The sequence below is a fragment of the Streptomyces sp. NBC_01261 genome (assembly GCF_036226385.1).
In the GTDB taxonomy this organism is placed as follows: Bacteria; Actinomycetota; Actinomycetes; order Streptomycetales; family Streptomycetaceae; genus Streptomyces.
Genome location: NZ_CP108463.1, coordinates 6,436,559 through 6,460,500, shown reverse-complemented (window position 1 = coordinate 6,460,500; position 23,942 = coordinate 6,436,559). Strand labels below are relative to the sequence as shown.

At 70.5% G+C, this 23,942-nt stretch carries 21 protein-coding genes; 9 read left to right on the top strand and 12 right to left on the bottom strand.

Annotated elements, in window-relative coordinates; translation table 11 throughout:
- Positions 1-60 precede the first annotated feature (60 nt).
- Entirely contained in the window at positions 61-837 is a 777-nt protein-coding gene (locus OG226_RS28790; RefSeq protein ID WP_328682472.1) for an SDR family NAD(P)-dependent oxidoreductase, read from the bottom strand.
- 200 nt (positions 838-1,037) lie between these two features.
- Between OG226_RS28790 and OG226_RS28785 the strand changes: the two genes are divergently transcribed.
- Together OG226_RS28785 and OG226_RS28780 are read left to right on the top strand one after the other, a co-directional pair.
- Complete coding sequence (locus tag OG226_RS28785; protein WP_328682470.1) at positions 1,038-1,772, top strand: hypothetical protein; 735 nt, start codon at positions 1,038-1,040, stop codon at positions 1,770-1,772.
- 60 nt (positions 1,773-1,832) lie between these two features.
- Positions 1,833-2,627 (top strand): hypothetical protein, encoded by a 795-nt coding sequence (locus OG226_RS28780; protein ID WP_329350469.1) that lies wholly within the window; start codon positions 1,833-1,835, stop codon positions 2,625-2,627.
- Positions 2,628-2,645: 18 nt separating this feature from the next.
- Here the strand turns inward: OG226_RS28780 and OG226_RS28775 are convergent, their stop codons facing one another.
- The 3 genes from OG226_RS28775 to OG226_RS28765 all read right to left on the bottom strand — a co-directional run bounded on the left by OG226_RS28775 (position 2,646) and on the right by OG226_RS28765 (position 5,566).
- Entirely contained in the window at positions 2,646-3,296 is a 651-nt protein-coding gene (locus OG226_RS28775) for a response regulator transcription factor (protein ID WP_328682466.1), read from the bottom strand.
- A gap of 96 nt (positions 3,297-3,392) precedes the next feature.
- Positions 3,393-4,316 carry an LLM class F420-dependent oxidoreductase gene (locus OG226_RS28770; RefSeq protein ID WP_328682465.1) on the bottom strand — a complete coding sequence of 308 codons (924 nt, stop codon included), beginning with the start codon at positions 4,314-4,316 and terminating at the stop codon, positions 3,393-3,395.
- On the bottom strand, positions 4,313-5,566 hold the full coding sequence (locus OG226_RS28765; RefSeq protein WP_328682463.1) for an amidohydrolase family protein: 1,254 nt from the start codon (positions 5,564-5,566) through the stop codon (positions 4,313-4,315). The genes OG226_RS28770 and OG226_RS28765 overlap by 4 nt, the downstream gene beginning before the upstream one ends.
- A 210-nt stretch (positions 5,567-5,776) precedes the next feature.
- On the opposite strand from OG226_RS28765, the gene OG226_RS28760 reads away from it, so the two are divergent.
- Together OG226_RS28760 and OG226_RS28755 are read left to right on the top strand one after the other, a co-directional pair.
- Complete coding sequence (locus OG226_RS28760) at positions 5,777-8,731, top strand: AfsR/SARP family transcriptional regulator (RefSeq protein WP_328682462.1); 2,955 nt, start codon at positions 5,777-5,779, stop codon at positions 8,729-8,731.
- Positions 8,732-8,961: 230 nt separating this feature from the next.
- The gene (locus OG226_RS28755) at positions 8,962-9,159 is read left to right on the top strand and encodes a hypothetical protein (RefSeq protein WP_328682460.1); all 198 of its coding nucleotides are present in this window, start codon (positions 8,962-8,964) and stop codon (positions 9,157-9,159) included.
- Between the two features lie 130 nt (positions 9,160-9,289).
- Here the strand turns inward: OG226_RS28755 and OG226_RS28750 are convergent, their stop codons facing one another.
- Positions 9,290-10,870, bottom strand: a complete 1,581-nt coding sequence (locus tag OG226_RS28750) for a FadD3 family acyl-CoA ligase (RefSeq protein ID WP_328682458.1) — start codon at positions 10,868-10,870, stop codon at positions 9,290-9,292.
- Positions 10,871-10,968: 98 nt separating this feature from the next.
- Here OG226_RS28750 and OG226_RS28745 point away from each other — a divergent pair, with 98 nt between their 5' ends.
- From OG226_RS28745 to OG226_RS28735, 3 genes are read left to right on the top strand one after another with little or no spacing between them, the layout of a single operon-like run.
- Positions 10,969-12,117 carry a lipid-transfer protein gene (locus OG226_RS28745; protein ID WP_329350468.1) on the top strand — a complete coding sequence of 383 codons (1,149 nt, stop codon included), beginning with the start codon at positions 10,969-10,971 and terminating at the stop codon, positions 12,115-12,117.
- An 18-nt stretch (positions 12,118-12,135) separates the two neighbouring features.
- Positions 12,136-12,552, top strand: coding sequence for a Zn-ribbon domain-containing OB-fold protein (locus OG226_RS28740; protein WP_329350467.1), 417 nt, complete (start codon positions 12,136-12,138; stop codon positions 12,550-12,552).
- Positions 12,549-13,322 carry an enoyl-CoA hydratase/isomerase family protein gene (locus OG226_RS28735; RefSeq protein WP_329350466.1) on the top strand — a complete coding sequence of 258 codons (774 nt, stop codon included), beginning with the start codon at positions 12,549-12,551 and terminating at the stop codon, positions 13,320-13,322. Before OG226_RS28740 ends, OG226_RS28735 begins: the two co-directional genes overlap by 4 nt.
- Before the next feature lie 16 nt (positions 13,323-13,338).
- Here OG226_RS28735 and OG226_RS28730 read toward each other — a convergent pair whose 3' ends face one another.
- The 3 genes from OG226_RS28730 to OG226_RS28720 all read right to left on the bottom strand — a co-directional run bounded on the left by OG226_RS28730 (position 13,339) and on the right by OG226_RS28720 (position 17,156).
- A complete protein-coding gene (locus OG226_RS28730; RefSeq protein ID WP_328682450.1) occupies positions 13,339-13,869 on the bottom strand; it encodes a hypothetical protein in 531 nt (176 codons plus the stop codon).
- Between the two features lie 36 nt (positions 13,870-13,905).
- On the bottom strand, positions 13,906-16,242 hold the full coding sequence (locus OG226_RS28725) for an outer membrane protein assembly factor BamB family protein (RefSeq protein ID WP_328682448.1): 2,337 nt from the start codon (positions 16,240-16,242) through the stop codon (positions 13,906-13,908).
- 179 nt (positions 16,243-16,421) lie between these two features.
- Entirely contained in the window at positions 16,422-17,156 is a 735-nt protein-coding gene (locus OG226_RS28720; RefSeq protein WP_329350465.1) for a VOC family protein, read from the bottom strand.
- Positions 17,157-17,278: 122 nt separating this feature from the next.
- Here OG226_RS28720 and OG226_RS28715 point away from each other — a divergent pair, with 122 nt between their 5' ends.
- On the top strand, positions 17,279-17,926 hold the full coding sequence (locus OG226_RS28715; protein ID WP_327403296.1) for a TetR family transcriptional regulator: 648 nt from the start codon (positions 17,279-17,281) through the stop codon (positions 17,924-17,926).
- Positions 17,927-18,029: 103 nt separating this feature from the next.
- On the opposite strand, the gene OG226_RS28710 is transcribed toward OG226_RS28715, so the two are convergent.
- Entirely contained in the window at positions 18,030-18,494 is a 465-nt protein-coding gene (locus OG226_RS28710) for a nitroreductase/quinone reductase family protein (RefSeq protein ID WP_329350464.1), read from the bottom strand.
- The gene (locus OG226_RS28705; protein WP_329350463.1) at positions 18,491-19,681 is read right to left on the bottom strand and encodes an acyl-CoA dehydrogenase family protein; all 1,191 of its coding nucleotides are present in this window, start codon (positions 19,679-19,681) and stop codon (positions 18,491-18,493) included. The genes OG226_RS28710 and OG226_RS28705 overlap by 4 nt, the downstream gene beginning before the upstream one ends.
- 75 nt (positions 19,682-19,756) lie before the next feature.
- On the opposite strand from OG226_RS28705, the gene OG226_RS28700 reads away from it, so the two are divergent.
- Positions 19,757-20,929, top strand: a complete 1,173-nt coding sequence (locus OG226_RS28700; RefSeq protein WP_329350462.1) for a thiolase C-terminal domain-containing protein — start codon at positions 19,757-19,759, stop codon at positions 20,927-20,929.
- Here OG226_RS28700 and OG226_RS28695 read toward each other — a convergent pair.
- Together OG226_RS28695 and OG226_RS28690 are read right to left on the bottom strand one after the other, a co-directional pair.
- Positions 20,827-22,026 (bottom strand): acyltransferase family protein, encoded by a 1,200-nt coding sequence (locus tag OG226_RS28695; protein ID WP_329350461.1) that lies wholly within the window; start codon positions 22,024-22,026, stop codon positions 20,827-20,829. The genes OG226_RS28700 and OG226_RS28695 overlap by 103 nt on opposite strands.
- Before the next feature lie 99 nt (positions 22,027-22,125).
- Positions 22,126-23,481 (bottom strand): hypothetical protein, encoded by a 1,356-nt coding sequence (locus OG226_RS28690; protein WP_329350460.1) that lies wholly within the window; start codon positions 23,479-23,481, stop codon positions 22,126-22,128.
- Between the last annotated feature and the right edge of the window lie 461 nt (positions 23,482-23,942).

The following is a 23,942-nucleotide window of genomic DNA, read 5'->3' as shown; positions in this document are numbered from 1 at the left end:
TGCTACGACTTTCTGACGTGCCGTCAGATTCGTCAATAGATGACGCCCCGTCAGATGACGTCAGATGACACTGACCCCGGCCAGCCAGCCCCCGTCGATCACGAACGGCTGCCCGGTGATGTACGACGAGTCGTCCGACGTCAGGAACAGCGCCAGCCGCGCCACCTCGTCGGCCCGCCCGATCCGACCCAGCGGCACGAGCTTGCGGTACAGCTCGTCCAGCGCCCGGGTCATCTCCTCCGGGTCCGCGTCCGGGTCGAGCCGCGCCGGGTTGGACATCGCGGTGTCCACGGCCCCGGGGCAGACGGCGTTGACCCGGATCCGCCGGCTCGCCAGCTCCAGCGCGGCCACCCGGGTGAGCCCGAGGATCGCGTGCTTGGTGGCGGTGTAGGTCCCGACCGCCGCCATCCCGGTGACCGCCGTGTACGAGGCGGTGTTGACGATCGTGCCGCCGTCCTCCATCGCCGACGCCACGGTCTTGATCCCCAGGAAACAGCCCACCTGGTTGACCCGCACGACCTGCATGAACTCTTCGAGCGGCGTGTCCACAAGGGAGTTGAACCGCAGGATCCCGGCATTGTTGACCAGCCCGTCGATCCGCCCGTACGCCTCCTTGGCGGCCCGCACGGCGGCACTCCAGTCCGCCTCCTCGCCGACGTCGAGATGGACGTAGGACGCGGACGCGCCCAACTCCTTCGCCAGCGCCTCCCCTTGCTCGTCCAGCACATCCGCTACGACGACTTTCGCGCCCTCGGCCGCGAACAGCCGTGCCTCCTGCTCCCCCTGCCCGCGCGCCGCCCCGGTGACGATGACGACACGCCCGTCCAGCTTGCCCATGCGGGCCTCCTCGGGATCGGTGGATGCAGGGCATCGTAGCGCCGTATCTGACGAAGCGTCAGATAGTGGGAGGGGGCTCCTTGCGCAAGAGGGAGACCTTGCACAAGCACACGGCAAGAGCACAAGCGCACTTCAAGTGACCGCGGAGTAGGGACATTTGACTCTGTCCATACCCCGGCTTGACTCCAAGAATGCCGGGTATGGCAAAGCGGAGATTGCGCAACAGGAAAGTCAGGTACGTGGCGATCGGCGCGGCACTCGCCACCGGCGGGGTGGTCATCACACTGCTGCCGTCGGCGAACGCGGCCGACGCGAAGACGCCGGACCAGATCATGACCATGTGCGAGAGGTCCGCGGTGGTCAATGGCGAACAGCGGTCCGTGGAGGATTTCGGCGGCGCCTTCGCGGACGGTTTCCAGGCCGACAACTGCGACTACGTGGAGACGAACTTCGAGACCTTCGACGGACCCACCGAAAAGGCGTCCATCGACTTCCCCAACTGCGAGCCGAACGCCACCGATCCGGCCAAGGTCTCCATCACCTGGTCGTCGACCGCCGCCCAGGGACAGGGAAAGTACGTCTCCACCCAACAGGGCGTCGCCGGCGGCCTCTTCGGATTCCTGAGCGGGGCCTGGGCCAAGCACAAGGGCACCCTCGACATGACCGTGAAATCGGCGACGGCCGGGGACACGGAGGCGCGGGACGTGCCGGTCGGCAAGGTGCTCCACATGGAGTTCACGCCCAAGTTGCAGCGGATGACCGGGGAATGGCGGGTGCGTGTCGACGCCCGGGAGCAGACCACCGTCCTGCCGGCCAGCCCGGAGCGGAACTTCGTGGCGCCGGACGTCGTCGAGGGACCCGTCGTCCTGCCGGGTGCGGCCGGTGCTCCCGGTGTCGTGGACGGCACCTCGAAGGCGGTCCTGGAGGACTGCTGAGCCCCGGCCCGCCGTCAGGAACCCGCAGCTCAACTCCCTTACAGCGCAGAGGAGATACCCATGTCCCGGAACGGCCGCACGAGAAGTCACCGGAGCAGGAAGAAGCGCATCACCCTCGCCCTGGCCCCCCTCGCGGCGCTCGCGGTGATCGTCCCGCTGATGAACCAGGCGAATGCCGCCACCCCGTCCGAAGTGAGCGCCGACTGCTCCTCGGACTCCGACAGACTGGCCGACTGCCAGTTCGTGGACGTCCAGTTCAAGGCGAACAGCCTCGGGCCCAACGAACGCGTCTCCCCGGTGTCCGACAACTGCGGTTCCACGGGCACCGCAACGAAAACCTTCAACGTGAGCACGTCGGTGACGAGAACCCTTCAGGTGGAGGAGGGAACCGTCACCGAGGCCGGTACGAAACTCGGGAACTCGCTCTTCGAAGTCGGCCTGGAATTCAGCACGTCGACCATCAACATCACCCGTGACGACAAGACGACCACCCTCGCGTTCAGCCGGACGGACACCGTGCAGGCGGACAGCACCGCCTTCTTCATGTGGTCCGCCAAGCGCACCGATGTGAGCGGATTCCTGAAAGCCACGTACAAAGAGGCACAGGACGGCCGGACGGTGTTCTTCGCGCCGAGCGAGGGAGCGGCCACCGTGCATGTCTTCTATCCGCAGATCCTGAACAACGGAACGCCTGACGGGCGCCTTTGGCTGCGGAATGTGAAATGCGAGACGACCGCCGCCGATGCCGCCCCGAACTCCACGAAGGCCCTCCAGTCCGAGGAGGCCGGATTCGGTCAGGGCGGCGCCCGTGTCACCGACGTGGAAATACCGTTGACGGAGGTTCCGGCACCCTGATCCCCGGTTCCCCGGTTCTCAGGTGCGAAGCACGGGCGTGGCTCCCAGCCAGCGCAGGACCGCGTCCGTGCCGCTCCTGGCGTCCAACTTGGCATAGATGTTGCTGAGGTTGTTGCGCACGGTCTTCTCGCTCAGCCGTAGGCGCTGTCCGATCTGCTGTGCGCCCAGGCCGGTCGACAGCAGCTCCATGATCTGCTGCTCGCGCGGCGAGAGCAGGGCTCGCAGCCGCTCCAACGCCTCGTCGGTCGCGGTCATCCGACGGGCCCCCTCGCGCAGGGCGTCGCACGCCGACGGCGAGAGGTAGGTGTGCCCGACGGTGGCCGCCACCATCGCCGAGGACATCATCTCGGGGCAGTGGTCGCCCTCGACCAGATAGCCCGCCCCCGCCCGGAACACCTCGACGACCGCTTCGGTGTCCCGGCGCGGACTGACCACGACCGCCGGGACACTCCGGGTGCGGAGAACCTCCAGCAGCCCCGGAAAGGACACGGCCGGGTCCTCGCAGTGCAGCACGACGACGTCCGCCGCGGTCTCCGCCAACCCGTGGTGAGGCGGGGGGACATGCAGCACACGGTCCACGTACGGATCGTCCTGGGGCGGCCAGTCCTCGTGCGGCCAGGTGACCCCGGCGGAGGCCACGGCGACTACGAGCCGCTCGGAGGATCGCACTTCGGGGGTCCTTCCGCCGGAGCCATCACGTCCGTACGTCCGTACATACGCGGCTCGGCGTAACCGTGTTCAAACAGGCCGTGATCAGAGGCGCGATCAGAGCAGCGGCCCCACCTCGGACCCGAACTCGCTTATCTGGTCCGTGAGTTCGGCCCGGTCGCGGCAGCGGAACCGCACCTGGATCTGGTCCACGCCCATCGCCCCGTAGGCCCGCAGGGACTCCGCGAGGGCCTCGGGCGTTCCGGTGAGCGTGCGTCGCCCGACCTCCCACCCCGGTTCTCCGATGTACAGCGGCTCGGTGATCGCCCCGAAAACGAACGGCCTTTCCACGGCGGCCTCTTCGCGCAGTCGCCGTATCCGCTCGATCTGCGCGGGCAGCTTGTCCCGGGGGTCGCCCTGCGGCAGCCAGCCGTCCGCCTTGAGCGCGGCCCGGCGGACGGCGGCGGGGGACGACCCTCCCACCCAGAGGGGGACGTGTTCCTGCGCGGGCCGGGGCCGCTGCCCGAGCCCCTCGAAGTCGAACAACTTGCCGTGGTGCTCCGGGAATTCGTCCGGCCCGAGGGCGGCACGCAAGGCGTCGATCGACTCGTCGAGGACGGGCCCGCGCCGCTCGAAGTCGACGCCCAGCGCCTCGAACTCCTCCTGTACGTGCCCGGCGCCGACCCCGAGGATCAGCCGGCCCCCGCTGAGGTGGTCGAGGGTGGCGTACTGCTTGGCGGTGAGCAGCGGATGCCGTAGGCCCACGACCGCGACATGGCTCAGCAGGCGGACGTGCTCGGTGATGCCCGCGAGGTAGGAGAGGGTGGCGACGGGGTCGTACCAGATCGTGCTCATGGCGGTGGCGAGGCGGCGCGGGACGCCGACGTGGTCGCAGCCCGCGATGTAGTCGAAGCCCGCCCGGTCGGCGGCCCGCGCGATCTCGACGAGGTCGGCGGGACCGGCGTCGGCCTCCCAGGGCTCGGCGTAGATGGTGCTCTGGGACTGGACGGGCAGCTGAATGCCGTAGGCGAGGCTGGTCACTTGGGGCCCTCCCACAGTCCGTCCGGGGTCAGGCCCAGGAGCTCGATCGCGTTGCCCCGGACGATCCGCTCGACCACGTCCGGTGCCAGGTGGCCCATCTGGGCCTCGCCGACCTCGCGGGACTTGGGCCAGGTGGAGTCGGAGTGGGGGTAGTCGGTCTCGTAGAGGACGTTGCCGACGCCGATCGAGTCGAGGTTCTTCAGGCCGAACGCGTCGTCGAAGAAGCAGCCGTAGACGTGCTCGGTGAAGAGTTCGGACGGCGGGCGGTGGACCTTGTCGGCGACGCCGCCCCAGGCGCGGTTCTCCTCCCAGACCACGTCGGCGCGCTCCAGGATGTAGGGGATCCAGCCGATCTGGCCCTCGGCGTACATGACTTTGAGGTCCGGGAAGCGTTCGAACTTGCCGCTCATCAGCCAATCCACCATGGAATAGCAGCAGTTGGCGAACGTGATCGTGGAGCCGACGGCGGGCGGCGCGTCGGCCGAGGTGGAGGGCATCCGGCTGCTGGAGCCGATGTGCATGGCGATGACCGTGCCGGTCTCGGCGCAGGCGGCGAGGAACGGGTCCCAGTCGTCGGTGTGGATGGAGGGCAGGCCGAGGTGCGGGGGTATCTCGGAGAAGGCGACGGCGCGGGTGCCGCGGGCCGCGTTGCGGCGGACCTCGGCGGCTGCCAACTCCGGGTCCCACAACGGGATGAGAGGGAGTGGTATCAGGCGGCCGTGCGCGTCGGGGCCGCACCACTCCTCCACCATCCAGTCGTTGTAGGCGCGGACGCAGAGCAGCCCGAGTTCGCGGTCGGCGGCCTCGGTGAACGTCTGGCCGCAGAAGCGCGGGAAGGTGGGGAAACAGAGCGCGGACTGGACGTGGTTGACGTCCATGTCGGCGAGCCGGGACGGGACGTCGTACGAGCCCGGACGCATCTGCTCGTAAGTGATGACTTCGAGCTTGATCTCGTCCCTGCTGTAGCCGACGGCGGTGTCGAGGCGGGTGAGGGGGCGGTGCAGATCCTCGTAGACCCACCAGTCGCCGATGGGGCCGTCGTCGCCGGGCTCGCCCATGACGGGCTTGAACCGGCCGCCGAGGAAGGTCATTTCCTTCAGTGGCGCGCGCACGATGCGCGGGCCGGTGTCCAGGTACTTCTTGGGCAGCCGGTGCTGCCAGACGTCGGCGGGCTCCACGGTGTGGTCGTCGACGGAGATGATCGGCGGGAGCGTCGCCCGGTCGGTGTGCTGGGGGTTCTGGGTGTCCATGGCGCTCACGGTAGCGCCGATCTGACGACCCGTCAGCTAGCTGGATCCGGGTTCGGGGTGCTCGGTTCTGTGCGGACTTGTGCGCGGGCCGTGTGACGGCCTTGTGATATCCCGCGCGGCCAGGTGTGAGCGGTGTCTCCCAGAGCTGACGCATCCGCCGCGGACAAGGCAAACTGTCGTAGTTAACAGGCTTGCCTAGGGGGAACGGCGATGGACGGTGGACCGCGAGTACCGGAGCAGCGGCGCCCCGGGTCCGGCTCGGAGGAGTCGACCGCGCTGCGCTTCAGCGTGCTCGGTCCGGTACGTGCCTGGCGGGGCCCTGTTGCGCTGAACACGGGCTCGCCGCAGCAACGCGCCCTGCTGGCCGCGCTGTTGCTGCGCGAGGGCCGCACGGCGACCGCCGGTGAGCTGATCGACGCGCTGTGGGGTGACGACCCTCCGTCGCAGGCGCTGGCCGCGGTGCGGACGTACGCGTCCCGGCTGCGCAAGGCGCTGGACGCCGGGGTGCTGGTCAGCGAGTCGGGCGGATATGCCGTACGGGGGCTGCCCGAGGGCGCGTTGGACGTGGCCGAGGTGCACGACCTGGCGAACGAGGCGGAGAAGGCGAAGTCGGCGGGTGACCTGGGCCGTGCGCGGGACCTGCTGGGCCGGGCGCTCGCGCTGTGGGACGGCGAGCCGCTGGCCGGACTCCCGGGGCCCTACGCGGAGGCTCAGCGGGTCCGGCTGGAGGAGTGGCGGCTCCAACTCCTCGAATCCCGCCTCGACATGGACCTGGAGCAGGGCTGCCACGCGGAGGCCGTCAGCGAGTTGACCGCCCTCACCGCGGCCCACCCGCTCCGTGAACGCCTCCGCGAGCTGCTGATGCTCGCGCTGTACCGCTCCGGCCGCCAGGCGGAGGCCCTGGCCGTGTACGCGGACACCCGGCGCCTGCTCGCCGACGAGCTGGGCGTGGACCCGCGCCCCGGCCTGCGCGAACTCCAGAACCGCATCCTCCAGGCCGACCCGGGCCTCGCGGAGCCCTCCGCACCGGCGGCGGAGACCGTGACGGCACCGGTCCGCCCCCACCAACTCCCGGCGACGGTCCCGGACTTCACCGGCCGCGTGTCCTTCGTCTCCGAACTGAGCGATGTCCTGGCCTCGGCGGAGGGTCGCGTGATGGCGGTGTCGGCGCTCGCGGGAATCGGCGGGGTGGGCAAGACGACCCTCGCCGTCCACGTGGCCCACCAGTCCCGATCCGCCTTCCCCGACGGCCAGTTGTACGTCGACCTCCAGGGCGCGGGCTCCCGCTCCGCCGAGCCGGAGACCGTACTGGGCGCGTTCCTGCGGGCGTTGGGCACCGCGGACTCCGCGATACCGGACTCCCTGGAGGAACGCTCCGCGCTGTACCGGTCGGTGCTGGACGGCCGCCGGGTGCTGGTGCTGCTGGACAACGCCAAGGACGCCGCCCAGGTACGACCCCTGCTGCCCGGCACGGAGGGCTGTGCCGCGCTGGTCACCTCCCGGGTCCGGATGGTGGACCTGGCGGGAGCCCATCTCGTCGACCTGGACGTGATGTCCCCCGAGGAGGCCCTCCAGCTCTTCACCCGGATCGTGGGCGCCGAACGCGTCGCCGCCGAACGGGAGTCCGCCCTCGACGTCGTCGCGGCCTGCGGCTTCCTCCCCCTCGCGATCCGCATCGCGGCCTCCCGCCTCGCGGCCCGCCGCACCTGGACGGTCTCCGTCCTCGCCGCCAAACTCGCGGACGAGCGGCGGAGGTTGGACGAGCTCCAGGCCGGCGACCTCGCCGTGAAGGCCACCTTCGAGCTGGGCTACGGCCAGTTGGAGCCGGCCCAGGCCCGCGCGTTCCGCCTGCTGGGCCTCGCCGACGGCCCGGACATCTCCCTCGCGGCGGCCTCGGCGGTGCTGGACCTCCCGGTCGAGGACACGGAGGACGTGCTGGAGTCCCTCGTGGACACGTCACTTGTCGAATCGGCGGCTCCCGGGCGGTACCGGTACCACGATCTGGTGCGGCTCTACGCGCGTGCGTGTGCCGAACGGGACGAGTCGTCGCCGACGGAGCGGGGGGCGGCGCTCTCGCGGCTGCTGGACTTCTATCTGGCGACGGCGGCGGGGGTCTACGCGATCGAACGCCCCGGGGACCGGCTGGTGGACCACCTGGAGCCGACCGCGGTCGCGGGCCTGACGTTCGCGAACCGCCAAGCGGCCTGGGACTGGCTCTACCTGGAGGCCGTACCGCTGCTCGCCTGCGTACGGCAGTCCACCGAGAAGGGCGCCCTGCGGCGCGCGATCGATCTCCTGTGGGCGTCGGTCGACCTCGCCGAGTCGGGTGCCAACACTAAGGAGTACGAGACGGCGGCGGCGGCCCTGCGTGATGCCGCGCGGTCCGAGGGCGACGTCCGCGCGGAGGGACGGGCCTCGGTCGTCCTGAGCAACGCGCGCCTCTTCTCCGGACTCTTCGACATGGCGTACCGGGAGGCGCAGGAGGCGTTCCGGCTCGCGGAGACCACCGACGACCTGCTGCCGTCCTGCTGGGCGGCGAACATCCTCGGGGGCATCGCCTTCTACCAGAACCGGCACAGGGACGCCGAGGACCACTTCGGCCGGGCCATCACGAAGTTCCGGCACTGCGGCGACATGGCGGGAGCGGCGGCGGCCCTCTGCAACCTGTCCCGGCTCCACCTCGCGACCGGCCGTGCCGAGTCGGCGGTCGAGCTCGCCCGGCAGGGCACCGACATCTACGAGAACCTGGGCCACTCCCTGCGGGGCGCGAACGGGCACTACGCGCTCGGGATGGCCCTCGGCAAGACGGGCCAACACGCCAACGCCGCCGAGCAGTTGGAGGAGGCCCTCCGGGTCTTCCGCTCCAGCCGCCAGCGCCTGTGGGAGGGCATGACGCTCTGCCGGCTCGCGGAGGTCGACCTCGACGCCCGCAGGCAGGCGAGCGCCGCGAGCAATGCCGAGATGGCGCTCACCGTCCTCCGGGGAATCGGCGGCGAATGGCGCCGCGCGCACGTACTGACCGTGTTGGGCAGAGCGCTGAACGGGATCGGGCACTCCGGGCGGGCCCAGGTCTGCCTGCGGGAAGCCCTGGAGATCTACGAGAGGCTGGACTCCCCGGAGGCCGCACAGGTGCGCTCGCTCCTCACCCCGGTCCCGGCTTCCTGAGGGCTCCCGCCGCCCGGCCGGGGACCCGGGTGGCGTTCATCGTTCGTTTATCCCCGCCCGGCAGTCTCTGCGTAGTCGATCCGTCGCGTCGGGGGGCAGACGGACCGCCGGTGAGGTCGCCTTTTCCTGCATCTAGGGTGGGCGACCGAGTACCCGTCCGGTCATCCTCGGGGGAATGACCGGACGGGTCTCTCACAGTTCCGACTTGCTTCAACAGGGGAGGCACCACCATGAGCGACACCGAGAACGACACGGTCACGCCGGACAACACGCACGTCACCGACGAGCCGGCCGGCGAGGAGATCACGCCACTCAACACCCACGTGACCAGCAGCCCGATCAAGCCGCTGAACACCCACGTCACCGTCCTCGCGGACGGCGGGACCGACACCCCGGACAACACCCACGTGACGTCCGAACCCAGCTAGACCTTCTCCCAGCACGGGGGATCGGCCGCGACTGCTCTGGGGGGAGCCGTCGCGGCCGATGTGCGTCCGGGGGCGGGCGGGGTCGCGGGCCGGGCCGTACCGCGGGACGACCAGGCCGACAGGGGGCCGCTCACAGCCCCCGCAACTCCCCCTTGACCACCTTCCCGCTCGCGTTCCGAGGCAGCTCCCCCACGAACTCCACCACCCGCGGCACCTTGTAGTTCGCCATCTCCCGCCGCGCCCAGGCGATCAGGTCGTCGCCGGTCAGTGTCACGTGCGGGCGGCGTACGACGTACGCCTTGCCGACCTCGCCCAGCCGCGCGTCCGGTACGCCGATCACCGCCACGTCCGCCACGTCGGGATGGACGCCGAGGAGCTGTTCTATCTCCGCGGGGTACGCGTTGAAGCCGCCGACGATGAACATGTCCTTGATCCGGTCGGTGATGCGGAGATTGCCCTCGTCGTCCAGGACGCCGACGTCACCGGTGCGCAGCCAGCCGTCCTCCCCCAGGACCTCCGCCGTGGCCGCCGCGTCCTGGTAGTAGCCCCGCATGACGTTGAAGCCGCGGACCAGCACCTCGCCCGGGGAACCGGGAGGCGCCTCCACCCGCACCTCGGTCCCCGGAATCGCGCGTCCCGACGTCGACGCGATGACCGCCGGGTCGTCCCCGCGCCGGCACATCGTCACGATGCCGCTGGCCTCCGAGAGGCCGTACGCCGTCAGCACCGTCCCCACGCCCAGCTCGCCCCGCAACCGTTCCACCAGCCGCAACGGCACCACCGCCGCGCCCGTGACCACCAGCCGCAGCGCCGAGAGGTCGTGCGCGTCGCGGGCCGGGTGGTCGAGGAGGGACTGGTGGAGGGTGGGCGGACCCGGCAACACCGACACCCGTTCCGCCGCGATGTTCGCGAGCACCGTGTCGACGTTGAACACCGACTGCGGGATCATCGTCGCGCCCCGCATCAGACAGGCGATCACGCCCGCCTTGTAGCCGAAGGTGTGGAAGAAGGGGTTCACGACGAGGTAGCGGTCGCCCTGCCTCAGCCCCGCCAGGTCGCTCCAGATCTCGTATCCCCGCAGCGTCTGCGCGTGCGTGATCACCGCGCCCTTCGGGCGGCCCGTCGTACCGGACGTGAAGATGATGTCCGAGACGGTCGAGCCGTCCAACTCCCGCTCCCGCTCCCGCACTTCCGCCGCGCCCACCCCCTCCCCGCCGGCCAGGAAGTCCTTCCAGGTACGGAAGTCGGCGGGCGCGTCATCGGCCAGCACCACCACCTGCTCCAGCGCCGGAAGCCCGGGCAGCGGACCGTCCCCGGCCCCCTCCCCGGCCGCGCGCCGCAGCGACGCCACGTACGACGTCCCCAGGAACGTCCCGGTCACGAACAACAACCGTGCCCCGCTGCTGCGCAGCACATACGCGGCCTCGCTCCCCTTGAACCGCGTGTTCAGCGGCACGAGGACCGCGCCCGCCGACACCGCGCCCAGCGCCGAGACGATCCAGTCCGTCGAGTTCGGCGCCCAGATGCCCACCCGGTCGCCGACCTCGACCCCGGCGGCGACGCAGGCGGCCGCCGCCCGTTCCACCCGGGCGCCCAGTTCGGCGTACGAGATCCTCGTCCGGCCCTCCACCACCGCCTCGGCGTCCGCGTACCGTTCCGCCGCCGAGCGCACCAGGCCCGGGACCGTGCCCCACTCCACGTCTCCGCGCATGAACGGCCTCCCCACACCCACTAGCTGACTACCCGTCAGATTAGCTGTAGCCTGACGCCCTGTCAGCAGCCCCGGTGTCACGCGGAGGTGCACAGAACATGGCCGGACTGAAGGACGCGACCGCGATCGTCGGCATCGGACAGACCTCTTTCGCCAAACAACTCCCCGAGGACGAGCGGACCTTGGCGTGTCGCGCCGTACTCGCCGCCCTCGACGACGCGGGCATCGCCCCGAGCGAGGTCGACGCCCTCGCCTCCTACACGATGGAGGAGACGGACGAGGTCGAGCTGGCGAAGGCGGTCGGCTTCGGGGACCTGACCTTCTTCAGCAAAGTCGGTTACGGGGGCGGGGGTTCGTGCGCCACCGTCGCCCACCTCGCCACCGCCATCGCCGCCGGGCAGGCGACGGTCGGCGTGGCCTGGCGGTCCCGGAAGCGTGGCAGCGGGGCGAGACCGTGGACCAACACGACCCGCCAACTCCCCACCCCCGCCCAGTGGACCCGCCCTTTCGGACTCCTCCGCCCCGCCGATGAGATAGCGATGCTCACCCGCCGCTACATGTACGAGTTCGGCGCCACCCGGGATCACCTGTTCAACGTCGCCCTCGCCTGCCGGAACAGGGCCAACCAGAATCCGGCGGCCATCATGTACGACCGGCCCCTCACCCGCGAGATGTACATGACCTCCCGCTGGATCAGCGAACCCCTCTGCCTCTTCGACAACTGCCTTGAGACGGACGGGGCGTTGGCCTGCGTGATCGTCTCCCGCGAACGCGCCCGCGACTGCCGGCGCCGGCCCGTGTACGTCCACTCCGCCGCCCAGGGCCTCCCCGCCCAGCACCACGGCATGGTCAACTACTGGAACGACGACCCGCTCACAGGCCCCGCCTGGACCGCCGCCCGACACCTGTGGAAACACGCCGACTTCACCCCGCAGGACGTCGATGTCGCCCAGATCTACGACGCGTTCACCGCCCTCGTCCCGCTCTCCCTGGAGGGCTACGGCTTCTGCGGACGCGGCGAAGGCGGCGCCTTCACGGAGGGGGGCGCTCTGGAGATCGGCGGCCAACTCCCCCTGAACACCGGCGGCGGCGGGCTCTCCGAGGCGTACGTCCACGGCTTCAACCTGATCAACGAGGGCGTACGGCAGTTGCGCGGCACCAGCACCGCCCAGGTCCCGAACGCCGCCACCTGCCTGGTGACGGCGGGCGAGGGCGTCCCCACCTCCGCCCTGCTGCTCACGAAGTGAAATGAGGAGTCGACCGCCATGCTCACTCCGCTCACCGACACCGACGGCGCCCCCTTCTGGCAGTACGCCCGCGCGGGCGAACTCCGCGTCCAGACCTGCGCCGACTGCGCCGAACCCCGCTTCCCACCTCGCCCCTGCTGCCCCCACTGCCAGTCCTTCGCGAGCGAGTGGCGGCCGGTGAGCGGGCGCGGGCGGGTCTGGTCGTACGTCTTCCCTCATCCGCCCCTTCTCCCCGACTACGCGGCCGTCGCGCCCTACAACGTGATCGTCGTCGAACTGGTCGACGCCCCGCGCATCCGGCTGGTCGGCAACCTCGTCAGCGAGGCCGGGGCCGCGATCAACTCCCTCTCCCCCGGCCGGATCCGGATCGGGGCGCGGGTGCAGGTCGTGTTCGACGCGGACGGGCTTCCGCAGTGGGTTCTGGAGCGGTCATGACGCTCGACACCTCCGTCGACAAGGACACCGGCGTCGCGGTCGTCACCCTCGACCGGCCGCGCAAGCTCAACGCCATCGACCTCACCACGGCCGCCGAACTGACCGCTGTATGGCGGGAGTTGCGGTTCGACGACTCCGTAAAGGCCGTCGTCCTCACCGGCGCCGGGGAGCGCGCCTTCTGCACCGGGCTCGACCGGGACGCGGTGGTCCCGCAGCCCAACTCGCCCTACATGCAGGACGATCCGCTGCTGCACATCGGCCCGAAGGCCAACGACCTGTGGAAGCCGGTGATCTCCGCCGTGCGCGGGATGGCCTGCGGCGGGGCCTTCTATCTGCTGGGCGAGAGCGAGTTCGTGGTCGCCGACCCGACCGCCGTGTTCTTCGACCCGCACACCACGTACGGCATGGTCAGCGCGTACGAGTCGGTGCTGATGGCGCACCGGATGCCGTACGGCGAGGTCGCGCGGATGATGCTCATGGGGACGGCGGAACGGATCTCCGCGCGGCGGGCGTACGAGCTCGGACTGGTCTCCGAACTCACGGAACCCGGGCGGGCGTTGGCGGCGGCCGTGGCCTGCGCGACCGTCATCGCCGGGTATCCGACCGAGGGGGTCCAGGGGACCGTGCGGGCGTTGTGGGCGGCGAAGGAGGCGGCGCGGGCGCAGGCGTATGCGCAGGCGCCGCCGCTCATCGCCCTCGGTAATCTCCCGACGGAACGGCAGGCGGAGTTGTTCGCCGACCGGCGGAACGGTGGCTTCCGGACCCGGTGAGCGGCACTGAGGGGCGTCACCGATCGGCCGTGGCCCGTGGATCGACCTCGCAGTGATCGAGCCGGTCCAGGGCCCCCGTACTGGCGGCGGCCATCCGGAGGGTCGCCTTGCCGTTCGCGGGCACCGACACCTGGCTGCCGGCGTCGGCCAGGGTGAACCCGGTCCTGTCCTTGTACGCGACCTTCACGGTGAAGAGCGCCTCGCGCCCGTTCGGGTTCCTGACCTCGACAGTCGTGTACGGGTCGGCAACGCTCGCGCACCGCTTGAGCACCGCGGTGCCGTCCTTCAGAGGCCGGGCGGTGGCGGACGAGGTCGCCGTGGGGGTGGAACGGTAGGTGGGCCGCGAACGGTGCGTCGAGCCGTTCGTCGTACCGCCCGACGATGTCGACGTGTCGTGGTCCTGGCTGGAGCTGCTGCACCCGCCCCCGCCCCCGCCGCTCCCGTGACGGCTGTGGCTGTGGTGCCGTCCCGTGGAGAAGCCGGTGAGGGTGAGAACCGTCAGTGCCAGTACCGCCGTGAGTTTGAGCCTGCGCCCCCGCGTATGCATCGGATCATGGTACCTACCGGGACCAACCGGCTTCCCTCACGCGGTCCTTGCGGTGCCCGTGCCCTTCTCCGCGTCGAGGGCGTACACGCAGCGGTCCTTGCTGCACGCGTACACGACGCCGTCCCTGACCACCGGTGCGCCGGTGATCTCGCCGCCGGTGGCGAGCTTCCAGCGGAGGCGGCCGTCGTCGGACTTGAGGGTGTAGAGGAGGTGGTCGGTGGAGCCGAAGTGGATACGGCCCTCGGCGACCGCGGGGGTGCCCACGATGTCGCCGCCCGCCTGGAAGCGCCACTTGGGTGTACCGGTGACCGCGTCGAGCGTGTAGAGCCCCTTGCCGCTGCCGACGTGGACGTGGCCGGCGGCGACGAGGACCGGTTCGATCGACGCCCGGGACTCGGTCGCGATGCGCCAGCGGTCGCGGCCGTCGGCGGCGTCGAGGGCGTAGACCGTACCGAGGTGGTCGGCGAGGTAGATGCCGCCGCCCGTGACCGCGGGTCCGGGGGCGAAGGTGGGCGGGCAGAGGAAGACGGCCGGGGCCTCGAAGTGCCAGCGGACCCGGCCGCTCGCCACCTCGACGGACAGGACACGGGTGCCGGCGGCGACGTAGACCTGACCGTCGGGGGCGGGGGTGATCCGTACGGGGACGCCGCCGCAGGAGGCCGCGTCGCCGATCGGGTACGCCCAGCGCTCGTCGCCCGTCCGGGCGTCCAGGGCGCGGAGGCGGGCGTCCTGCCAGACGTAGACGGTGCCGTCGTGCAGGGCCGGGCCGGCCTCCGGGGACTCGAAGTCGGTCTGCGCGCCGGTCAGCTGCCACAGCTTCTGCCCGGTGGACGCCTCCCAGCCCTGCACTCCGCCGCCGCGCGTGCCGGTGACGACGGTGCCGCGCTCGGCCTTGAGGGAGTACACCCAGGCGTCGGTGGACAGCCGCCACAGGTCACCGCCCTCGCGGGCGTCCAGGGCGAAGAGGGTGGGCCCGTCCGAGGCGTGGATACGGCCGTCCGCGACCGCCATCGACCAGGCGACGTCCCGGGTCTTGAAGGAGCGGCGGCCGGTCTGCACGTCCAGGGCGTGCACCTCGAAGGAGGTGACGTAGACGAGGTCACCGGCGACGGTCGGGGTACCCCAGACGTCGTTCGACATACGGAACCGCCAGGGGCGCCAGCCGGAGGCCGTTTCCGGTGGCAGCGCGGGGGGCGGGGGTACGGCGGCGGGGTCGGCACCGTTGACGCCGGGGCGGGGCCGGGACCAGGTGGCGACGAGGCCGGCCTCGGGAGGGGGTGCCTTCACGGCGGCGGCGCGGGCGTCGGCGACACGGGGACCGGGGCCGATGGGGACCGGGGCGCCGGCCAGTCGTACGGGCCCGGTGTCGGGGGCGCCGACCGGGACGGGTACGACGGGGTCGTGGGAGGGCGGGGGCGGCACGGCAGCGCGCCCACCACCGCTGCGCCCGGCGGTGGGCGTCGGTTTCACGGGCGGGCGACCGCCGCGCCGGGTCTCGATCAGGGTCACCGCGCGCTCGGGCAGCCAGGCCGAGGCCGTACCGCTGTCGTCGGAGCCGGAGCCGAAGAGGTGCGGGGCGAGCTGGGCCTGGAGGTCGGCCGGGTTGGGCCGGCCGGTGGCCTCCATCTGCATGCACGACTCGATGAGCGGGCGCAGTTCGTCCGGGAGGCCCTGGAGGTCGGGGCCCTCGCGCAGCAGCATGAAGACGGTCTCGACCGGGTTGGCGCCGTGGAACGGGGGATGTCCGGTGGCGGCGAAGACGAGCATCGAGCCGAGCGAGAACACGTCGCTCGCGCCGGTGACGCTGCGGGAGTCCTTGGCCTGCTCGGGAGACATGTAGGCCGGGGTGCCCACGGCCACATTGGTCATCGTCAAGCGCGTGTTCGACACACCGGAGGCGATACCGAAGTCAATGACCCGCGGGCCGTCCTCGACGACGAGCACGTTGGACGGTTTGAGGTCACGGTGGACGAGACCCGCGCCGTGAATGGACTGGAGCGCCTCCGCGACCCCCGCCGCGAGCCAGCGCACCGCCTGGGCCGGCATCGGCCCGCACTCGTTCACTATCTCTTCGAGGGAGGGCGCGGGCACGTACGCGGTGGCCAGCCAGGGCACGGCGGCCCGCGGATCGGCGTCGACCACGGCGGCCGTGTAGAACCCGGAGACCGCCCGCGCCGCCTCGACCTCGCGCGTGAAGCGGACCCGGAACAGCTGGTCCTCGGCGAGTTCCGTCCGCACGGTCTTGATCGCCACCCGCCGGCCGGACGCCGAGCGCGCGAGATAGACCAGCCCCATGCCGCCCGCGCCCAGCCGTCCCAGCACCTCGAACGGCCCGATCCGCCGCGGATCGTGCTGCGTCAGCTGATCCACCACTTGCCTGCCACCTCCCCGTACGGGCCACGCCACCCACATATGTACGCGACCCCGTGCAGCGTCTCACCACCGCACCGCCATGGCGGCACGCACCCTGATTCTTCCTGGCCGGGCCACAGGTTGCGAACCCGGCGACTAATCGGGGTGTCTCGCCATATCTCCGGACAAACGTCCAGGTGTCAGCGTTGCAGCAGCGCGAACGACGCCCCCTGATTGTCCGTGACGACCGCCACTTTCCCGTACGACGTCTCGAAGAGCGGAACCTGGACCCGCCCGCCGAGCCGGTGCACGGCCCCCAGTACGGACTCGATGTCCTCGACCCGGAAGTGAACGAGGAAATGCGGCGGCATCTCGACCGGGAAGACGTCGGAGACGGGAGCGCGCCCGAAATCGGGGGCGGCGTCCGGTCCGAACAAGGCGTCTGTGAAAAGTCCGCCGTAGAAAGTGTTCGCGGCCTCCGTGTCGCGCGTGTACAGCTCGGCCCAGCCGAACGTGCCCGCCTTGTGCCGGGTGCCGAAACCGGAATGCCGGGCGGCCTGCCACAGCCCGAACACGGCCCCCTCCGGGTCGGCTGCGAGGACGGCGGTGCCCAGCTCCCCCAAGGAAACCGGCGCCATCACGACCTGCCCACCGGCCTCCCGGATGCGCCCGCTCAGCCGCACCACGTCCGGCGTCGCGAAGTACACCGTCCACACGGTCGGCATCCGCCCGTCCGCCTTGTGGGCGAGCGCCGCGACGGCCTCGCCGTCCTTGCGGGCCCATACGGAGCCGCCGTACGCCTCCTCGAAGGTCCACCCGAAGAGCTCACCGTAGAACCGCCGGCCCGCGGCCAGGTCCGGCAGCTGCGCGTCCAGCCAGCAGGGGACGCCCTCTCCGTAGGTCTTTTCCTTCGCGGATGCCCTGTTTTCGGCCATACCGTCAAAGTAACGGCGCCGCACGCACCCCGCAGACCAGGCACACCACCCTCTCGACCCCCGTGCACCCCATTTGCAGTCGGCCGAATCGCGCTCCGATCACCCCTCGGTAAGCTGACGGCATGACAGGACAAGTGCGTACCGTCGACGGCCGCGTGGCCGGCCGGCGTGGGCAGGCGACCCGGCAGAAGCTGCTCGACTGCCTAAGCGAGATGCTCAGCTCCTCCCCTTACCGGGACGTCAAAGTCATCGATGTCGCCCGGAAGGCGGGGACTTCACCCGCGACCTTCTACCAGTACTTCCCGGACGTCGAAGGCGCCGTCCTGGAGATCGCCGAGCAAATGGCCACGGAGGGCGGTCAGTTGACCGAACTGCTGGCCGGCCGGTCATGGGTCGGCAAGGCGGGTTGGCAGACCTCCCAGGAACTCGTGGACGGTTTCCTGGAGTTCTGGCGCAGGAACGACGCGATCCTCAGGGTCGTCGATCTCGGAGCCGCCGAGGGAGACAAACGGTTCTACAAGATCCGGATGAAGATCCTGAACTCCGTGAACAACTCCCTCTCGGACGCGGTGGCCGAGTTGCAGGCCAAGGGCAGGGTCGACAAGGACGTGAACCCGGCGGCGATCGCCGGTTCACTGGTCGCGATGCTCGCGGCCGTCGCCTCGCACCAGAAGGGTTTCCAGACGTGGGGCGTCAAGCAGGCTGAACTCAAGCCGAACCTGGCGCTGTTGGTCCACCTGGGCGTGACCGGCAAGAAGCCGACGAAGTAGGAGTTCCTGCTGTCCAGGCTCTGACTTCCCAGGTCCCAAGTCCTGTCTCGTGGGCGGTGGTTCACTCCGGTGGACCACCGCCTGCCCTGCGTCTACGCCGAGTTCACCGCCGCACGACCCGGAACAGCCGGATCTCCCGCTCCACCCGCTTCTGGTACGTGGCGTACGGCGGCCAGAACGCCAGCGCGGTCTTCCACACCTCCGCCCGCTCCTCACCCTCCAACAGCCTTGCGGTGACCGGGATCTCCTGCCCCTTCCAGCTGATCTCGGCGTCGGGACGAGCGATGAGATTGTGCGTCCAGGCGGGATGACCGGCACGTCCGAAGTTGGACCCGACGAGCACCCAGCCGCCCTCCTCCGGCATACAGGCGAGAGGACTGCGCCGCGCCTGCCCGCTCCGCGCCCCGGTGGAGGTCAGGATCACCCCCGGCAGCATCTGGGCGCTGAGCAGCACCTTCCCGCGCGTGAGCCGGTGCACGGTCCGGTCCATGGCGGGGATGACATGCGGGGCGATCCGCGCGAACGCCCGGGTCGAGGACACCTTCTGCACCGCACGCACACCGATCACACCGTCACCTCGCGGTTCTCGAAAAGGTGCGCACCCTCGGCGGCGTACGCCCGCAGCCGGTGCACCGGCCCGAACAGCAGCTCGTCACCGGCGGCCCGCTTGAAGTAGAGATGGGCGTCGTGCTCCCAGGTGAACCCGATCCCGCCGTGCAGCTGGATGCCCTCGGCGGCGGCGATCCTCAGGGCCTCCAGCGCCTGAGCGAGCGCGAGCCCTCCCACCCGCTCCCCCTGGCCGGTCGCCCAAGCGGCGTAGTAGGCAGCCGACTTGGCCGCCTGCACCTGCACATACACGTCGGCCAACCGGTGCTTCACCGCCTGGAAGGACCCGATGGCCCGCCCGAACTGCTCACGCTGCTTGACGTATTGAACGGTCCGCTCCAGGGCCCGGTCGGCGGCTCCGACGGCTTCGGCGGCGAGTACGGCGGCGACGGTGTCACCGGCGGCGGAAAGCTCCCGTAGGACGTGCGGACTGTCGTCGGCGCCGAGCAACTCGGCTTCGACATCCCGTAGTTCGAGCCGAGCCTGAGGCCGGGTCGCGTCGAGGGAGGTCTGCCGTACGCGCACGAGCCCGACAGCATCCCCCGCCACCAGGAACAGCAGTGTCCGCGACCGGGCGAAGCCCCCCGCATGGGCGGCGACGAGCAGCAACTCCGCGCTGTGCCCGTCGAGAACCTGCGCGACCTGCCCGTACAACCGCCACCCGGAGTCCCCGACCTGCCTGGCCTGCACCCCGCCCGCGCGCCCGCCCCCGGCCCATTCCCCGGCGTTGGGGGCGGTGAGGGTGAGGGCGGTGGTGAGGACGGTGCCGGGTACGGCGAGGGCGGCGGTCAGGGAGCCGGCGGCGATGCGGGGCAGCAGGCGGGCGCGCTGGGTCTCGGTGCCGAGGGCGAGGACGAGGGGTGCGGCGAGCACGGCGGTGGCGAGGAGCGGGGAGGGGGCCACGAAACGGCCCGTCTCCTCTGCCGCGAGGGCGAGTTCGGTCGCCGTGCAGCCGACCCCGCCGTAGGCCTCGGGGAGAGCGAGTCCGGGCAGGCCCAGTTGCCGGGCGAGGACGGTCCACAGGGCGGGGTCGTGTCCGGCGGGGGTGTCGACGGCGGTGCGCGACTCCTGGGAACCGCACCGCTTTTGGAGCAGTTCGCGGAGGGTACGGCGGATCTCGTCCTGCTCTGCGGTGAAGCTGGCGTCCATGGCACTTCCCTCCAGATCTGACGGTCCGTCATATTAGGAGTCCGGGCACGATATGCACAGAGGGAGGAGCGCCTCATGACACCGGGGAGCCGCAAGGTCGCCGTGGTGGGCGTCGCCCTGTCCGACTGCGGACGCGTGGACGACACGACCCCCTACGCCCTGCACGCCCAAGCGGCCCGCCGCGCGCTGGCGGACGCGGGCCTGGGCAGAGAGGTGGTGGACGGCTTCGCGTCGGCGGGCCTGGGCACGCTGGCCCCGGTCGAGGTGGCCGAATACCTGGGCCTGCGCCCGACGTGGATCGACTCCACCTCGGTAGGCGGCTCGACGTGGGAGGTGATGGCGGCCCACGCGGCGGACGCGATAGCGGCGGGCCACGCGAACGCCGTCCTGCTCGTCTACGGCTCGACGGCCCGAGCCGACATCAAGGCGGGCCGCCGCACCGGCAACCTCTCCTTCGGCGCGCGGGGCCCGCTCCAGTTCGAGGTCCCCTACGGCCACACGCTGATCGCCAAGTACGCGATGGCCGCGCGCCGCCACATGCTCGAATACGGCACGACCATCGAGCAGTTGGCGGAGGTGGCGGTACAGGCCCGCGCGAACGCCGCCCTGAACCCCGAGGCGATGTTCCGCGACCCGATCACCGTCGACGACGTCCTCTCCGGCCCGATGATCGCCGACCCCTTCACCAAACTGCACTGCTGCATACGGTCCGACGGCGGGGCGGCGATCCTGCTGGCAGCCGAGGAGTACGTACGGGACTGCCGTACGGCACCGGTGTGGGTGCTCGGCACCGGGGAGCACGTCTCGCACGCGGCGATGTCCGAGTGGCCCGACTTCACGGTGTCACCGGCTGCCGTGAGCGGGCGACTGGCCTTCGAGCGGGCGGGAGTCGAGGCGTCGGAGATCGACTTCGCGGAGATCTACGACGCGTTCACCTACATGACGTTGGTGACGCTGGAGGATCTGGGTTTCTGCGCGAAGGGCGAGGGGGGTGCCTTCGTGGAGAAGGGACGGTTGCGGGTGGCAGGCGGGGAGTTGCCCGTGAACACAGACGGCGGCGGGCTGTCGGCCCAACACCCCGGGATGCGGGGGCTGTTCCTGCTGGTGGAGGCGGTGCGGCAGTTGCGGGGGGAGGCCGGTGCTCGTCAAGTGACGGGCGCGGACGGCGACTTGCCGCGACTCGGAGTCGCCTCCGGAACGGGTGGCTGGTTCTGCTCCTCGGGGACGGTGGTGTTGGGGCGGGACTGAGCCATCAGGGACTTCCAGGACCGGTTCCGCTTGAAGGGCAGTTCGAAGATCCGGGAGAAGAGCCATGCCGTCAGCACCGAGACGGGCAGTCCCAGGAGAAGCGTGAAGCAGAACGTGGGCATCCCGGGCGCGACGAAACGCGGGGCCACGCGGCGGATGACGACCAGGACGATCGGCAGGTGGATCAGGTAGAGGCTGTAGGAGGCATCGCCGAGAACCCGAAGGGGCCGGGCGGTCAACAACCGTACGAGGAAGGCGGGTTGGCCGGTGGCGACGGCGGCGATCAGCATCGTCATGGCGGGGGCGATGGCGAGATCGATCCAGAAGTAGTGGTTCACGGTCCACACGGCCCCTTGGACGACGCCGACCGCCACGACGGGCAGGGCGGCCAGGACGGCGAACCACCCCCACGGCAGGCGCCGGACCCGCTCGGACGCGACCACGACCCCCGCACCCACCACGCCCGCGACGAACACGGGGGCGAGATGCGGGGCGAGCCAGTTGTCGCCCTCGACCGGGTTCGCGCCGGTGGCCAGCAAACCGCGGACGATCACCGGGAGCGTCACGCACGCGACCGCGACCGCGGCGCTGAACCGCCGCCGGACAAGAAGGATGAGGGGGAAGAGGAGGTACAACTCGGCCTCCACCCCGATCGACCAGAACGCGCCGTTCGGGGTCGGGGCGAAGAACACATCCTGCAGGACAAGGCCGTAGACGAGGATCGACGAACCGTCGGGCGGCCCGTAGTGCGAGGCCGGCACCACGAACAGCGAAACGACGAGGCTCATGGCCAACGCCGCCCAGTACGGCGGCAGGATGCGCCAGGCGCGTCGGCGCAGGAACTGGGTGACACCGCCGGAACGCCAGCCGTGCCGCGCCGGGGAGATGGCGAGGGAGAAGCCGGACAGGACCAGGAAGAAGACGACGGCGAGGCGGCCGAACATCAGCACGTCCAGCACCCGGGGCGCCGAACTGTTGGGGTACCCCGGGAAGGTGTACAGCCAGCAGTGGAACAGCACCACGTACAGCGCCGCCAGCCCGCGGAGGCCGTCCAGCCCCAGCACCTGCCGACGCACCGGTGCCGCGCTCGCTCTCACATCCACTGAGACTGAAATCGCTCGGCCCTTCCTTCGATGCCGTCCTCAGCGAGTGGTACGCGGCGCCCGGCCGAGCAGTTCAACGGGCAGGGCAAGCGGCTACCGGTCGGACCGGACGGTGACGACGGCCTTGTCGTTGGCGGAGTCCGGGTCGCGATCGCCGACGTACCAGTCACGGACCGGAGCCCTGTCCTGGAGCGTCAGGGTGCCCTCGCCCGGGTCGCCGAGGAGCATCGTGAACATGAAGGTCTGGGTCTTGCCGGGTTTCAGGGCGTTGACGTCGCAGGTGTAGGCGTAGGCGCCGTGCTCGCAGTAGGGCTCGTAGGCGTCGTCGTCGTACTCGCGCATGGGCTGCTTGACCATGGTCGTGCCGAGCGGCGGGCTGAACACGAGCTGTTCCGTGGCGCCGGCGTCGGCGGGGCCGTTGTTGCGGACGGTGAGCTTGAAGGTGCGTCTGGTGCCGGGGGTGCCGTACAGGTTCACGTCGGAGACGGAGTAGTCGGCGTGGGTGTCGAGCACCACGTTCGTCCAGCCGCCGCCGTTGGCGTAGGTGCCCTTCTTGGCGGCGGTGACTTCGGGGCGAAGGGCCGGACCGTCGCCGCGGTCCCCGCCGGCCATGACACCGCCGTATTCCGGTCCCACGTCCAGCGCCCGGGCCTCGTTGTTGAAGGAGGCGTACATCCGGGTCTTGGGCGTACGGAGCCGGAGCGCGGGCCGGACGGTCACGGTCTGTCCGGGCGCGATGCGGAGATCCGGGAACTCGCAGACCGTGATGTGGCCCTTGTAGAAGCCCGGATAACGGCAGTTGGCGTACCGCGCCTCGAACTCCAGCTGTTCGAGGCCGACTTCGAGCACCAGTCCCCTGACCGGCACCTCACCGGTGTTCCGCACCACGATCGGCCCGCTCAGCACGGCCCCCGGACGAACCCCGCTGACCGCCTTCGTTGTCAGCACCTCGACCACCGGCTCGCCTACGACGGCTTTCGTCCGCGCGGTGACCTTCTTGCCGCTCCGGTCCGTGTACGTGTACCGGACTTCGCCCGTATCACCCGGCTTGCTGTCCTTGGCCGCGACCAGGGAGACACCCCCGTCCGACCTGCTGTCGTACTCGGAACCCACCGCACACGTCATATGTGTGGGGCTGCCGGTACAGTTCCCGCCCTTGCGCAGCACGACCGCGTTCTTCGCACCGGGCGGCACGTCCACGGTGAGGGTGCGATCGGCGGGTCCCCTGCCCCCGGCGTGCACCTTGCCGTCATCGACGGAGAAGTGGAACGGCTCCTTGCCATGAGGACCGGACTTGTCGCCGACCGGGCGGAGGTAGAACATCTCGGGTGCGGTGATCGAGGGCGCCTTGTCGGTTGCCGCGCCGCCGCAGGAGGTGAGCGCCGCGAGCAGGAAGGTGACGGTTGCTCCGGCGCCGGCCGCGCACTTCGACCGACGGCGCACGTTCACGGCCTCCCCGCCCTCTCCTCAACGAACTTGGAGATCAACGTACCCCCTGCCTACGACTCGACGAGGACGAGATCGCGACCCTCCTCGTCACCCACAAGCCCCTCACCAGTGGACGTTGGGCCACTCGCTTCTCGGCCAGTGTCGTGCTTCCACGGCCCAAGTAAAGGGCGCTCCCTACGGTCGCGTCGGCTACGCCGATTCCGCTCCGCTCCACCCTTGACTAGGGCCGCTCCAGCCCGTTCCAGAAGCGAGCGAGCGGCCCGGAAGGACGGGTGGCCAAGCTGGGCAGGCCCCTACCTGTACTGCGTTCCGGGCCGGAACGCAGGAGACGCGTCCGCATCTCGCCAGCACGCCACCTCGGCTCAGCGGCCAACCCCGAGTGGATAGTTACCGGAAGCCGGGGACAAATCTAACCACCGTCGCCGCCTTGACCGGCTAGATAGGACCCCAACCTCCAGGGA

What these genes read in the sequence shown, in the direction of transcription:
- OG226_RS28790 (WP_328682472.1), bottom strand. Translation starts at nt 837, where the DNA reads ATGGGCAAGCTGGACGGGCGTGTCGTCATCGTCACCGGGGCGGCGCGC.
- OG226_RS28785 (WP_328682470.1), top strand. Translation starts at nt 1,038, where the DNA reads ATGGCAAAGCGGAGATTGCGCAACAGGAAAGTCAGGTACGTGGCGATC.
- OG226_RS28780 (WP_329350469.1), top strand. Translation starts at nt 1,833, where the DNA reads ATGTCCCGGAACGGCCGCACGAGAAGTCACCGGAGCAGGAAGAAGCGC.
- OG226_RS28765 (WP_328682463.1), bottom strand. Translation starts at nt 5,566, where the DNA reads ATGGACACCCAGAACCCCCAGCACACCGACCGGGCGACGCTCCCGCCG.
- OG226_RS28760 (WP_328682462.1), top strand. Translation starts at nt 5,777, where the DNA reads ATGGACGGTGGACCGCGAGTACCGGAGCAGCGGCGCCCCGGGTCCGGC.
- OG226_RS28755 (WP_328682460.1), top strand. Translation starts at nt 8,962, where the DNA reads ATGAGCGACACCGAGAACGACACGGTCACGCCGGACAACACGCACGTC.
- OG226_RS28750 (WP_328682458.1), bottom strand. Translation starts at nt 10,870, where the DNA reads ATGCGCGGAGACGTGGAGTGGGGCACGGTCCCGGGCCTGGTGCGCTCG.
- OG226_RS28745 (WP_329350468.1), top strand. Translation starts at nt 10,969, where the DNA reads ATGGCCGGACTGAAGGACGCGACCGCGATCGTCGGCATCGGACAGACC.
- OG226_RS28740 (WP_329350467.1), top strand. Translation starts at nt 12,136, where the DNA reads ATGCTCACTCCGCTCACCGACACCGACGGCGCCCCCTTCTGGCAGTAC.
- OG226_RS28735 (WP_329350466.1), top strand. Translation starts at nt 12,549, where the DNA reads ATGACGCTCGACACCTCCGTCGACAAGGACACCGGCGTCGCGGTCGTC.
- OG226_RS28730 (WP_328682450.1), bottom strand. Translation starts at nt 13,869, where the DNA reads ATGCATACGCGGGGGCGCAGGCTCAAACTCACGGCGGTACTGGCACTG.
- OG226_RS28720 (WP_329350465.1), bottom strand. Translation starts at nt 17,156, where the DNA reads ATGGCCGAAAACAGGGCATCCGCGAAGGAAAAGACCTACGGAGAGGGC.
- OG226_RS28715 (WP_327403296.1), top strand. Translation starts at nt 17,279, where the DNA reads ATGACAGGACAAGTGCGTACCGTCGACGGCCGCGTGGCCGGCCGGCGT.
- OG226_RS28705 (WP_329350463.1), bottom strand. Translation starts at nt 19,681, where the DNA reads ATGGACGCCAGCTTCACCGCAGAGCAGGACGAGATCCGCCGTACCCTC.
- OG226_RS28700 (WP_329350462.1), top strand. Translation starts at nt 19,757, where the DNA reads ATGACACCGGGGAGCCGCAAGGTCGCCGTGGTGGGCGTCGCCCTGTCC.